This window comes from Nostoc sp. DedQUE02 (genome assembly GCF_034531035.1).
In the GTDB taxonomy this organism is placed as follows: domain Bacteria; phylum Cyanobacteriota; class Cyanobacteriia; order Cyanobacteriales; family Nostocaceae; genus Nostoc.
In genome coordinates this window covers 46,025-59,348 of sequence record NZ_JAVRBY020000046.1, presented here as the reverse complement: position 1 = coordinate 59,348, position 13,324 = coordinate 46,025, and the positions used below count along the sequence as shown (strand labels likewise).

Below are 13,324 nucleotides of genomic sequence, written 5' to 3'. Positions count from 1 at the left end.
GAAGATTACCAATTGGTAAGGACCACCGTTGTACAACCACTCATCAAGAGATGCTGCTTCCCAAATTGGGTAGAAGTGCAAACCGATTGCGTTGGAGGAAGGTACTACTGCACCGGAGATGATGTTGTTTCCATAGATTAAGGAACCTGCTACTGGTTCACGGATGCCATCGATGTCTACTGGAGGTGCAGCGATGAAGGCGATTACGAAGCAAGCGGTGGCGGCTAGCAAGGTCGGAATCATGATTACGCCGAACCAACCGATGTAGATCCGATTGTTGGTGCTGGTGATCCATTCGCAGAATCGATCCCATACATTGGCGCTTTGGCGCTGTTGGATGGTTGCTGTCATGGTTTTATAAGTGCGGTTAGTTATTTATGAATCAGGCGGTTTTGTTTTCGCCTGTGAAACTACTTTACACTGCTTTACAAAAATTAATCAAGTTTTATTACTTCAGTAAAGCTGATGGAAGTTATTAGGTTTGCTTATTTAAAAGCAAACTACGAGGCTGGAATACGCCGAAGCAATCTTTATATATATGGTTATATGCCTCTTTAAAATCGGTGTCTGATTTGATGTCTACGATTGCTGAATGGGAGTAACCCTGTATTCGCACAGCCTTTCATAGAAAAGGGAACAAGAAATTCTGATGTTGGAGGCTAGAAGTATTATTTGCTTACTTCTCTGGGAATAATAAGTCTGTATATTACCGCTATTCCAAAAAATTAACCCTCAGCTTACCACTGAGGGCTTTTTTGTTTGGCAAAATGGCATATCTGTAAATTACAGGGTTGCTATGGTATTTGAGTAGGATACATTCCATGCGAAAGTACTGACTTGCATTACCCCTGGCAAACTACCAGGGGTTTTTATTTTAACTGAGAGCGATCGCTCTTAAATATTCTGCTGAGAAATTTATTTTTAACGATTTTGAGATAAGTAATTTTATAATTCCCTGCTTTTGGGAATTAATTAGCGATCGCGATTTTTATTCAACCAGGAAATTGACAATAAATATAAGCTTATATCAAGTGGAAAAATCAAGTACAACGAATTAACGATGACAGACGCTAAAAATGTAATCGATGGAAACCTAGAGGTTTGCTGTACTTCTCCCGTGACTGGGTTTTACCGCGACGGTTTTTGTCGTACAGGTGGTCAAGATTTCGGATCGCACGTCGTATGTGCCCAAGTGACATCAGAATTCCTGGAGTTTACCAAATCACAAGGGAACGACCTCAGCACACCTGTTCCTGATTTTAATTTTCCTGGATTGAAGCCTGGCGATCGCTGGTGTTTGTGTGCTTCTCGCTGGCAAGAAGCTCTCGAAGCTGGCGTCGCTCCACCCGTAATACTTTCAGCAACCCATGCTAGAGCTTTGGAAGTGGTTTCTCTAGACGAACTGAAAAAACACGCTCTAAGTTCGTCTTGATTGGGGATTGGAGATTGGGGATTGAGCATTGGGAAAGAGGAGGCAGGAGGCAGAAGTTCTACAATATTTGAATTTTGAATTTTGAATTTTGAATTTTGAATTGATTTCTCCCCTGCCTCCCCTCCCCAATTCCAAATCAACTCACTGGAACTTCTAAAGGCAGTTCTAATACATTGGCAACCGCAGCAATCAATTTATTGGGGTCAATTGGCTTAGATAAATGCTTCTGAAACCCTGCTGAAAGTGCTTCCAAGCGGTCTTCCTCTCGCGTGTATGCTGTTAAAGCGATCGCGGGGATGCGTCCGCATTTTTCTGGTTCTAAAGAGCGGAGTTTCCGAATCAGTGTATAACCATCTTGCCCTGACATACCGATGTCGCTAATCAAGATATCTGGTTTTGCTTGTTCAAGTACTGCTAGCGCTTCATCAACTGAGCCTACCGCAGTGGCAAAAGCCCCATACTCCTCAAACATAAAACTGAGAAAGTTACGCGTATCTGCTTCATCATCTACAACTAACACTCTTAATCCAGCAAGGGGCGTAGATGCTACAGGAGAGGAACTTTTTCCTGTTGCTTCTCTATTCCCCCTATTGTCTTGTAGCAGTGGTAATCTCACAGTAAAGGTTGCTCCTTGCCCAGTACCTAAACTTTGGGCAAAGATTGTCCCCTTGTGCAGTTCGACTAGATGGCGGACGATCGCTAATCCTAGTCCTAATCCATTGTGCGATCGCGTTGTGGTACTGTCTGCTTGGCGAAAACGCTCAAATACTTTGGGTAAAAACTCGGAACTGATACCAATCCCTGTATCAATAACTTGAATTTGAGCGTAATGAGATTTTAAATTTTGAGATTTTGCGGAAACTTTAAGGCTCGGTTCCCGACCATCAGAATTTTCCAAAACGGATTTTAGATTATTGCTTTCTTCAGTGTTTGAAGAGTCTAAATTTTCACTATGAGATTCAAATCCAAAATTGTTCGATTGGATTGTACTGAGGCTGGTGGAAGTAGCGCTCACACCAAAGTCGGAAATCGGCAATCCAAAATGCTTTGACAGCCTGACTTCTACCCTACCGCCTTTAGGGGTAAACTTTATTGCATTAGTTAGTAGGTTCCAGACAATTTGCTGTAAACGGGCTGGATCGCCATAAACTGACCCGATCGAAGTATCCAGCACAGTACATAATTGAATATCTTTCGGTTCTGCAAGGGGACGAACTGCCTCTAATGCCGCCTCCATGACTGTGAGCAGATTCACTGCCGATACGTTTAACCGCAACTGACCACGGATAATCCGAGATACGTCCAAGATATCCTCAATTAGTTGCATCTGAGATATGGCGTTGCGTTCGATCGCCTCCAAAGCGCGGGAAGTTGCTTTTTCGTCAAGTTTCTTGGCGCGGAGGATTTTTGACCAGCCAAGCATTGAGGTTAGAGGCGTGCGGAGTTCGTGGGAGAGAACTGCTAGAAACTCATCTTTCATCCGATTTGCAGCTTCTGCTTCGTGTCTTGCCGTTTGTTCGCGAATCACTTGAGCGCGGACTTCTTCTGCTTGCTTGCGTTCGGTAATATCTTCGAGAGTGCCTACATAACCCAACAAGTCTCCTTGACTGGAAAGCATCGGTGATGAGCGAACCTGAACCCAACGAATGTTACCGTGAGCGGCTTGAAAGCGAAATTCTTCTGAGTATTCCCGACCTTCACAAATGTAAGCAGACCAACTAGCGATCGCTCGTTCTCTATCTTCTGGATGAACAGATTCTAGCCATCTCTTCTCTAAACTCTCTGCCGCTTTCAAGCCACAAATTATCTGATATCGGGGATTAGTATATTTACAGCCACCCTCTGTATCAGTTTCAAAAATGCCAATCGGTGAGCAGGTACTTAGCGATCGGAATCGTTCTTCACTTTGCCTGAGTTCGGTATTCACAGCTACCAGTTGCGCTGTTTGTTGCTTGATGGCTTCTGTTTTCTTAAATAGTTCTACAAATACTGTGACTTTAGAAGTCAAAATATTGGGGTCTAGTGGTTTGAGCAGATAATCAACAGCACCCAAGGCATAGCCTTTAAACAGCATTTGGTCGCTGGTGCTAAAGGCGGTAAGAAAGATAATTGGAGTGTGACGCGATCGCCCCCGATTGCGAATTAAGGTAGCAGTTTCAAAACCGTCCATCCCTGGCATTTGCACATCCAGCAAAATCACTGCAAAGTCTTGATGCAGCAGACACCTCAAAGCTTCTTCCCCGGAAGTAGCTCTCACAAGATTCTCCCCTAGTTTTTCTAGGATTGCTTCTAGTGCCAGCAAATTTTCTAGTTTATCATCTACTAGGAGGATGTTGACTTTGGATTCCATCTGCATCGGTTTATTTCGGTGATGATTGACAAAGCTTGACCATCTGGGAAGCAATGTTTGAGAGTGTCAAAATCCAGTCTACTTCAATAGCAGAAATTGCTGCCTCTGGCATAATGTCGCTTTCAGCTGTGGCAGGTTCTTGTACAATAGTAATTCCTCCCCGCGCTTTTATTTTCTTAAGACCTTGCATACCATCTTGGTTTGCTCCTGTCAATATTACACCAATAACTTCTTCTGTGTAGACATCAGCTGCCGACTCAAACAGCACATCAATAGATGGTCTAGCATAAGAAACAGGCTCATCAGTCGAAAGAGCAAAGTGACCTGGTTCAACCAGTAAATGATAATCTGCTGGGGCTATGTAGATATATCCCGGTAGTATTTCGTCCTTGTCTTCCACTTCGCGAATTTTCAACAAAGTGGATTCTTGCAATAAATTCTGGAGTGTGTTGCTAGATTCTTTATGACGGTGTTGTACGATCGCGATCGCTACAGGGAAGTCTGCTGGTAAATTGCCCAAGACGATTTTCAGTGCTGATAATCCGCCTAAAGAAGTACCAATTACCACAATTTTAAACGACACTTCTTTCGCTCTCATACCTGTGGAATGGGGAGTTACGTAAATACCAAAGAGTATAGCAAAGAGTATTTCATACTGAATCAGTCAGTGTTTTCTTGCTTCTTTGCTCTTACCAGTAACCCATGCTTAGGTGCAAAAATCATTGCTACGATAAACAACAAGGTTTGCAACACAACTATGCAACCCCCCGTTGCACCATCGATATGATAGCTGATGTAAGTCCCCATGACACTAGAAAATACGCCCGATGCCATTGCAATTACTATCATGTGGTCGAAACGGTCTGTTAATAAATAAGCTGTTGCTCCCGGAGTAACTAACATCGCTACAACCAGAATAATCCCCACTGTCTGAAGTCCGGCAACAGCAGTTAACGAGAGTAATGATAGTAAAATATAGTGCAGTACTCCTGTATTTAAGCCGATGGAACGTGCATGAGTGGGGTCAAAACAAAATAATAGTAGGTCTTTACGTAAAACAGCTATTGTTACTAAAGTAATTACGCTAATAATCACCGTTTGGATAATATCTTCATTAGAAATACCTAAGACATTACCAAACAAGATATGCGTTAAATCTACGCTGCTGGGAGTTTTGGAAACTAGTACCAAACCCAGAGCAAAAAATCCTGTAAATACAAGTCCAATGACAGTATCTTCTTTAATTCTCGTCTTCGCTTTGATATAACCGATCGCAATAACTGAACCCACTCCAAAGACGAAAGCGCCTACAGCAAAAGGGATATTTAAAACATAAGCAATTACAACCCCAGGCATTACTGCATGGGAAACAGCATCTCCCATTAATGCCCAACCTTTTAGGGTCATAAAACAAGATAAAACAGAACAAACCACCCCAACTAAGGCACTTACACAAATTGCCTTCACCATGAATTCATGCTGTAGGGGTGTAGTGAACCAGTCTAAGAATGCAAGAGTATTCATATTTTTATAACTTTAATCCAAGCAATATCAACTAAAAATTATCAATCAATCGATTCACCTTGATTTCCACGAATTAGCTGACTTTTGTTAAGAGATAAATCTCCCAGAGAACCGCCAAAAGTCCGTGAGAGATTCTCTTCTGTGAAAACTTCGGATGTATCACCATAAGCTAAAATAGTACGGTTAATGAGTACTACTTGGTCGCAGAAAGTAGTGATAGAAGCTAAGTCATGGGTAGAAATCAAAATTGTATGACCTTCCTCTCGCAATTCCAGCAATAAGTCAATCATCGCTTTTTCTGTTTTGATATCTACCCCGGTGAAAGGTTCATCTAATAGTAAAACTGTTCCCTGTTGTGCCAAAGCACGGGCGAGAAAGGCACGTTTTTTCTGTCCGCCAGAGAGTTCTCCAATTTGGCGATCGCGCATTGACCACATTTGCACCCTTTCCAAACTTTCCTTCACCACTCTTCGATCGTTCGCCGACGGAATTCGTAATATATTCATGTATCCGTAGCGCCCCATCATCACCACATCATGGACACTTACTGGAAAATTCCAGTCCACCTCTTCTGACTGTGGTACATAAGCAACTAAGCTTTTTTTCTGTACAGTCTTTATCGGTAAACCATTAATCAAAACCCTTCCTGTAACTGGCTTCAAAAAACCCATAATCGCTTTAAATAGGGTTGATTTACCACTACCATTCATCCCTACTAAACCACTGATTGAACCTGCTTGAATTTGCAAAGAAGCACCATGTAAAGCTACTTTGCCATGATAAGCAACTGTCAAATTTTCGACATCAATACTAATGGATTTCATTAAAATCACCTCTAAAATTAATTAATAGTTCGTAGTGAACGGCTTCAGTCATCTTTCTAAAGACGTAACGTTTTCCAGAGAACAAAATCGGACTAAATTCGTTACTACAAGCTTATTTTCAATAGTTAGATTTATTCTTGCATACTTGCTCATTTTTGCTCTAATCCTTGAGTTAGAGTATTAATATTACCTTCTAGCAATTTGAGATAAGTTGGTGCTGGCCCGTTGGCTGGAGATAGGGAATCAACGTAAAATACTCCACCAAACCTTGCTCCCGATTCTCTCGCTACCTGACGTTGCGCTCCATCGTTAACTGTACTTTCACAGAAAACTACAGGTATTTTATTTTTTTTAACTATATCAATGACTTTCTCTAGCTGTTTGGGAGTAGCTTGTTGTTCAGAGTTAACCGCCCAGAGATAAGCTTCTTTCAAGCCATAATCGCGGGTGACGTATGAGAAAGCGCCTTCACAGCTTACCATGTAGCGCTTGTCTGCTGGAACTACCGACACGGCTTTTCGCAGTTTCTCATCAACTTCCTTAATCTTTTGGCTGTATGCTTTGGCATTGGTGTTATAAGTTTCTGCATTTGCTGAGTCCAAATTAACCAATGCCTTACGAATATTTTCTACGTAAATCAAGGCGTTTTCTGGTGACATCCAAGCATGGGGATTAGGTTTCCCTTTGTAGGCATCCTCAGCAATTTCAACAGGCTTAATTCCCTCGCTTAGGGTAACATGAGGTACATTAGGAACGCTGTTATACAATTTCTGTGCCCAACGCTCTAAATTCAGACCATTATTCAAAATTAGGTCTGCTTTTTGCGCCCTCACCAAATCGCTAGGAGTTGGTTCATAACCATGAATTTCCGCCCCTGGTTTGGTGAGAGATTCAACAATCGCCTTGTCTCCTGCCACGTTTTGCGCCATATCTGCAATGACTGTAAAGGTGGTAAGAACTACTTTTTTACCTTTTTTATCTAGGTTGGTGTTAGTTGTGCCTGGGTTTGGACTTAACTGTGGTTGAGAATTGGAAATTGACGGGCTACATCCAGCCAAACATAGCCACAATAGCAGCCCAGACGCTAAAGCCAATTTTTGCCCGTGCTGCGGTAGTTGCATCTGAAAGTTATTGATATTAAATCTCATTATAGCAATTTCATAATCTTCTCACTTTTGTTTCACTTTAGCAGAAGTAAGATAAAAATGAAAGAATTATGAAAATAATCTCAGAGCAAAAAAGCGAACCTATTGCAATAAACTGTATTTCTGAGTTCTGACTTAACCTTGATACTTTACTTTTGTCTTTTTAAAGGTTTTTTTGAGTGATTCAAATATTTTTGTTATTTACATCACAAACAAATATTTGACTATTGTGAAATAACTTACAGACAAATATGATTTTTCGGCTTTTTTGTATTTAAAAAACTGCAAAACTAAATACATTCTGAAAATCTTTTTTTGTTAAACAACTAACCTTTAAAAGTTTAATATTTATTGTTTTGACAATTCATAAAAATTTACTTAAGCTAAAGGATAGGTTAAGCAAATCAACAAACGACAGCGATTTGATTTAGCTACATCAAGAATTGCTGTTGCAGACTATTGGCATAAGGAAATGAATCAAAACAAAAATTATTCCATGTAGGCAATTTAACCAAATTTGGCTACAAAAAGCTAAGACATGATTAAGCGTATTGCACCGCGCAGATATTGAACAGAATTCGGTCAATTATGGATGGATACTTGTGGTGATGTTAGTGAGTATCCAGAAATTATTGAAACTTGACGAGCGATTTTAGATTTTTGATTAGGGTCTTCTAGTTTATATCTCGTCTGGGACGGAATAAATCTAAAAGACGCTCGCTAAGACTGCGCGATCGCCAATCCAAAAATCCAAAATTTATTGACCAAAGTGCGGTAGATATGTCCAGGAGAAGACGATGCTTGAGTATTTGACATCTTTGAACGACCACAATTTGCCTTATCCAGATACGATTCATCCCATCGTTGTCCACTTCGTAATTGCGATGGTGTTATTTTCCTTCTTCTGCGATGTAATCGGCTATTTTACTGGTAAATCCGGTCTTTTTGAGGTGAGTTGGTGGAATATGTTAGTTGCCACGATCGCCATCTTCGTTGCGATTATCTTTGGTCAGTTTGAAGCGGGATTAGCACAGCCTTACAGCCTAGCGAAATCGGTGCTGAATTTGCATACGCTAATTGGTTGGTCGCTTTCAGGAATTATCACCGCGATTACAGCTTGGCGCTATGTAATTCGTGCCCGCAATCCCCAAAAAGTATCGATTTATTATTTGGGAGCCGGACTAATTTTAACCCTAATAGTTGGCTTACAAGTATATCTCGGAGATGAGCTTGTTTGGGTATATGGATTGCATACCGTGCCAGTTGTGGAAGCAGTAAAGGATGGTGTGTTGCGATGAACTCAGAATTAATTGACCAATTGAACGGTTCTTTAGGTGCAAACGGATTACCTTACACCATTCCCATTCATCCCAACTTAGTCCATCTGACAATAGGTTTGTTCATCATTGCGATCGCCTTTGATATCGTTGGTGTTCTGTTCCCCTTTGAAAAGTGGGTCTTCAAATTTTTGGCAATTACTGTCGAACGTGACAACTTATTTGCTGTTGGCTGGTACAACATGTTAGCTGCCAGCATCATCACATTTTTCACAGTGGGAGCAGGCTTTTACGAAATGCTGTTGGCAACACCACCAGCGGATATAAAGAGTGCCTGGGGATTACAGGCAATGGAAACTATGCTTTGGCATGGTGTGGGTGGTGTGTTCTTATTAGCGCTGATTGTTGGTATGACCATCTGGAGAGCATGGCAGCGCTTCGTTTGGGGCAGACAAGAATATAAACAGACAGATAGAGAAGTGCAATGGATCTATCTGTTTGCAGGCATAGCAATCATGTTCGTTATGTACATCCACGGCACACTAGGAGCGCAACTAGCCGCCGAATTTGGCGTACACAATACAGCAGATAATTTACTGCGATCGCACCAAGACCTCAACACAATACTCAAATAAGTCATTTGTCATTTGTCCTTTGTCCTTTGTTTAGAGTTACTAACTAATGACCAATGACTAATGACTAATGACCAATAACTAATGACCAATGACCAATGACCATGAAAATCCAGAAGATTTTAAATATTTTGACGCTGCTTACAGGCGCGATCGCAGTGACCGTTACGAGTCTCTGGATCGGCAAGCAGGCTTACTCCTGGCTTCCTCCCCAAGCAGCAGCCGAATCCCTACTCATTGATGATTTGATTAGCTTCTTAGTAACCCTCGGTGCCTTCATCTTCTTGGGAGTAACAAGTACTCTGATGTATTCTGTGATCTTCCATCGGGCAGTCAAAGATGACTTCACTGACGGCCCTCCAATTCATGGAAATGTCACCTTAGAAGTTGTCTGGACAGCAATCCCAATTCTTTTGGTGTTTTGGATTGCAGGCTACAGCTACCAAGTTTATGAACAAATGGGGATTCAAGGCCCATCGGAATTAGTTCATTTGCATAATCCGCTAGCAATGCAATCGGCTCATGCAGAACCAAATAATGCACCAGCTAACGCTTTAGCGGAACCTGTAGAAAAAATCGACGTACTAGCTAAACAGTGGGCGTGGGTTTTTCATTACCCAGAAAAAGATATTACCAGTACCGAATTGCATTTACCTAGCGATCGCCGGATACGTTTAGCGCTAAAATCACAAGACGTTCTCCACGGCTTCTATATACCTGCGTTCCGCCTCAAGCAGGATATTATTCCTAACCACGCGATCGACTTTGAATTTACTCCCATCCGCCCCGGACAATACCGATTAACCGATTCTCAATATAGCGGTACATACTTTGCGACGATGCAAGCGAATGTAGTCGTCGAATCTCCTGAAGATTATCAGCAATGGCTGGCACAAGCTGCAACCCAAAAGCCATCCCCAGCAAAGAATCAAGCGGCTTCTGAGTATGCTCAAACATCCAATCAATCAGTCCAAACTGGTTGGGTTACAGTTTCACCTGCTGCACCTCCTCTAGTCAATTCACCTGGTTGAAAGGAAAGTAACTATGACTAATGTTCCTATTGAAGGTATTCTTCTCCCTGATGAGAAGCATAACCACGAATCTTCAAGTAGCTGGAAAGAATACTTCAGCTTTAGTACTGACCACAAAGTAATTGGTATTCAGTATCTCGTTACCTCATTTTTCTTCTTTCTCGTCGGCGGTATCTTTGCGATGGTGATGCGGGGAGAACTGATGACACCCGAATCAGATTTAGTCGATCGCACCGTCTACAACGGTATGTTCACCATGCACGGCACTGTGATGCTGTTTTTGTGGACATTTCCCTCACTGGTTGGTTTTGCCAACTATCTAGTACCCCTGATGATTGGGGCGCGAGATATGGCATTTCCCCGCCTGAATGCCGTCGCCTTTTGGATGGTACCAGTAGTTGGGATTTTGATGATGGGTAGCTTCTTTGTCCCTGGTGGCCCAGCCCAAGCAGGTTGGTGGTCTTACCCGCCAGTCAGTCTCCAGAATCCCACAGGTAACTTGATTAATGGTCAAGTTCTCTGGCTCTTAGCGGTGGCAATATCAGGCGTATCCTCAATTATGGGGGCAGTCAACTTTGTCACCACAATCGTGAAGATGCGCGCCCCAGGAATGGGCTTCTTTCGGATGCCCTTGTTTGTCTGGGGAGTGTTTAGCGCCCAGATTATCCAACTATTCGGACTACCTGCATTGACAGCAGGTGCGGTGATGCTGCTACTTGACCTCACAGTTGGCACCGCCTTTTTTGACCCAAGCAAGGGTGGGAATCCAGTTATGTTCCAGCATTACTTCTGGTTCTACTCCCACCCCGCCGTTTACGTGATTATTCTGCCTGTCTTTGCGATTTTCTCAGAAATCTTCCCAGTTTATTCACGTAAACCTCTATTTGGTTACAAAGTAGTTGCTATTTCATCCATCTTGATTGCAGGAGTAAGCGGCATTGTTTGGGTACACCACATGTACGTCAGTGGTACATCAGGCTGGATGCGGTTGCTTTTCATGCTGACAACGATGTGTGTGTCTGTCCCCACAGGAATTAAAGTATTTGCTTGGGTAGCAACTATTTGGGGCGGTAAACTGCGGCTAAATACCGCCATGCTGTTTGCCTTGGGCGGATTAATCATGTTTGTCTTCGCCGGCATCACAGGCATCATGCTTTCTTCCGTGCCAGTTGATGTCCACGTTAACAATACCTACTTTGTAGTCGGACACTTCCACTACGTCCTCTACGGCACCGTGACAATGGGCTTATTTGCAGCCATCTATCACTGGTTCCCCAAAATGATTGGGCGGATGTACTCCGAAAGCTGGGGCAAAATCCACTTCTGGTTAGCCTTCATCGGCACTAACCTCAACTTTTTGCCCATGCATCCATTAGGATTGCAAGGAATGCTACGCCGAGTTGCTTCCTACGCCCCAGAGTATCAATTCTGGAACATCATCGCCAGCCTCGGCGGATTTCTCTTAGGAATGTCCACCTTGCCCTTCATCTTCAACATGGTGATTTCTTGGATGCAAGGCGAGAAAGCACCCGCTAACCCTTGGCGAGCGATCGGACTAGAGTGGTTAGTTTCTTCACCCCCCCCAGTAGAAAACTTTGAAGAAACTCCCATTATCATTTCCGAACCCTACGGCTACGGCAAATCAGAACCTTTAACAGCCAACCTCCCAGAATAAACGCCAACCATCGGGAAGACGCAAAAACCCTCCGCGCACCTTTGCGCTTCCCTTTGCGTACCTTTGCGTTTCAAATTCCCCCCCTCAAAAACTAAAATGGACAGCTATATCAATTCCCACGAATTGCCCCATACAAGCGCAGAACACAGCCACGACGAAGAAGGCAACAAAATGTTTGGCTTCATCGTCTTCCTCCTCTCAGAAAGCGTCATTTTCTTGAGTTTTTTCGCCGGATATGCCATCTACAAAACAACAACCCCTAACTGGCTACCAGCAGGTGTTTCTGGACTAGAAGTAAAAGAACCAGCAATCAACACAGTAATTCTTGTCGCTAGTAGCTTTGTAATTTACTTAGCAGAACGCGCCCTTCAACGCCATGACTTAGTGAAATTTCGCCTGTTTCTCTTGGCAACAATGGCAATGGGAACTTACTTTTTAGTTGGACAGGCGATTGAATGGAACGGCCTCGCCTTTGGTTTCACCTCCGGGGTATTTGGTGGAACCTTCTATCTACTGACAGGCTTCCACGGTTTGCACGTTTTCACTGGTATTCTGTTGCAGTTGATAATTTTGGTACGTTCTTTCCTACCTGGCAACTACGATACAGGTCACTTCGGCGTCAATGCAACTTCATTGTTTTGGCACTTCGTCGATGTTATCTGGATTATTTTGTTTGTCCTTATCTATGTTTGGCAGTAAAGATTGATGGGAAGAAAAACCCAGATAATTTCTCTGGGTTGGTGTATGTGGCATTGTTAATTACTTTTATGCCCCATACACCATTCACTGTAATAACTATAATTTGGGTCTTAGTTCAACCTTTCAAATTAACCTTCTCTTCAAACTTTGACCCATCTTGACGAGATAAAAATTTTTCACTACTGTGATAACTTCTTCGCCATTGTTCGAGCTTATCTATAGATATTGATTTAGATGTGACATTCACACCATTTCCTCGCCAAGCAACTTCTGCATCTGTTGTGAAAACTCCGCACTCTAATTGATCTAGCCTCATATTCCAATATTCGCTAAATCTACCTTTTAAAGTAATAACTTGCTCAAATACCTTGTTTCTATGTTTATTTCTTCTTTTTCGTTCTGTTGCTCCAGTTGCTTCTGTATCAATAAACTTAGTTTCAATTAAAAAGAGACTACCCTTAAAGGTTAGGAAGACAAAATCACACTTCCCTAAATCTGTATAATCTGAAATTGGAGACTTTTCAAATAACAGTAATTCAGCGCACGAGGGAAACAATTCTTTAATATTCAGAAATAAATAAGCTTGCAATAGAAGTTCCTTATCATAAGGAAATAATATCACTCCTTCAAAAAATTTTTGAATGTCCTCGTGAGTTTGGGGTTGAATTTTTTTACAGTATGAAACAAATCTATGTAGCTCGTTGACAATCATCAAGTTCTAACTCCTTCCCCCGG

At 42.3% G+C, this 13,324-nt stretch carries 12 protein-coding genes and 1 pseudogene; 6 read left to right on the top strand and 7 right to left on the bottom strand.

All coding sequences use genetic code 11. The features are described 5' to 3' along the window. Positions 1–351 (bottom strand): annotated as a pseudogene (locus RMX98_RS26590) (photosystem II q(b) protein); the annotation flags it as partial. Positions 352–1,060: 709 nt separating this feature from the next. Between RMX98_RS26590 and RMX98_RS26585 the strand changes: the two are divergent. Beyond that, positions 1,061–1,432, top strand: coding sequence for a DUF2237 domain-containing protein (locus tag RMX98_RS26585; RefSeq protein WP_322666773.1), 372 nt, complete (start codon positions 1,061–1,063; stop codon positions 1,430–1,432). 136 nt (positions 1,433–1,568) lie between these two features. On the opposite strand, the gene RMX98_RS26580 is transcribed toward RMX98_RS26585, so the two are convergent. The 5 genes from RMX98_RS26580 to RMX98_RS26560 all read right to left on the bottom strand — a co-directional run bounded on the left by RMX98_RS26580 (position 1,569) and on the right by RMX98_RS26560 (position 7,278). Beyond that, complete coding sequence (locus RMX98_RS26580) at positions 1,569–3,788, bottom strand: response regulator (protein WP_322681954.1); 2,220 nt, start codon at positions 3,786–3,788, stop codon at positions 1,569–1,571. Between the two features lie 4 nt (positions 3,789–3,792). Further along, positions 3,793–4,365, bottom strand: a complete 573-nt coding sequence (locus RMX98_RS26575; protein WP_322681953.1) for a chemotaxis protein CheB — start codon at positions 4,363–4,365, stop codon at positions 3,793–3,795. 77 nt (positions 4,366–4,442) lie between these two features. Further along, on the bottom strand, positions 4,443–5,306 hold the full coding sequence (locus RMX98_RS26570; protein ID WP_322681952.1) for a metal ABC transporter permease: 864 nt from the start codon (positions 5,304–5,306) through the stop codon (positions 4,443–4,445). 41 nt (positions 5,307–5,347) lie between these two features. Further along, positions 5,348–6,130: a metal ABC transporter ATP-binding protein gene (locus RMX98_RS26565; RefSeq protein WP_322681951.1), complete on the bottom strand. Its 783-nt coding sequence runs from the start codon at positions 6,128–6,130 to the stop codon at positions 5,348–5,350. Positions 6,131–6,279: 149 nt separating this feature from the next. After that, positions 6,280–7,278, bottom strand: coding sequence for a metal ABC transporter substrate-binding protein (locus tag RMX98_RS26560; RefSeq protein WP_322681950.1), 999 nt, complete (start codon positions 7,276–7,278; stop codon positions 6,280–6,282). Between the two features lie 794 nt (positions 7,279–8,072). On the opposite strand from RMX98_RS26560, the gene RMX98_RS26555 reads away from it, so the two are divergent. From RMX98_RS26555 to RMX98_RS26535, 5 genes are all read left to right on the top strand, one after another. Next, entirely contained in the window at positions 8,073–8,573 is a 501-nt protein-coding gene (locus RMX98_RS26555) for a DUF2231 domain-containing protein (protein ID WP_322681949.1), read from the top strand. Then, positions 8,570–9,187: a DUF2231 domain-containing protein gene (locus RMX98_RS26550; protein ID WP_322681948.1), complete on the top strand. Its 618-nt coding sequence runs from the start codon at positions 8,570–8,572 to the stop codon at positions 9,185–9,187. The genes RMX98_RS26555 and RMX98_RS26550 overlap by 4 nt, the downstream gene beginning before the upstream one ends. 101 nt (positions 9,188–9,288) lie before the next feature. Further along, positions 9,289–10,215 (top strand): cytochrome c oxidase subunit II, encoded by a 927-nt coding sequence (locus RMX98_RS26545; RefSeq protein ID WP_322681957.1) that lies wholly within the window; start codon positions 9,289–9,291, stop codon positions 10,213–10,215. A 13-nt stretch (positions 10,216–10,228) separates the two neighbouring features. Beyond that, complete coding sequence (gene ctaD, locus RMX98_RS26540) at positions 10,229–11,890, top strand: cytochrome c oxidase subunit I (protein ID WP_322681947.1); 1,662 nt, start codon at positions 10,229–10,231, stop codon at positions 11,888–11,890. 96 nt (positions 11,891–11,986) lie between these two features. After that, positions 11,987–12,589 (top strand): heme-copper oxidase subunit III, encoded by a 603-nt coding sequence (locus RMX98_RS26535; protein ID WP_322681946.1) that lies wholly within the window; start codon positions 11,987–11,989, stop codon positions 12,587–12,589. Between the two features lie 115 nt (positions 12,590–12,704). Here RMX98_RS26535 and RMX98_RS26530 read toward each other — a convergent pair whose 3' ends face one another. Continuing rightward, on the bottom strand, positions 12,705–13,301 hold the full coding sequence (locus RMX98_RS26530; protein WP_322681956.1) for a hypothetical protein: 597 nt from the start codon (positions 13,299–13,301) through the stop codon (positions 12,705–12,707). Positions 13,302–13,324 lie beyond the last annotated feature (23 nt).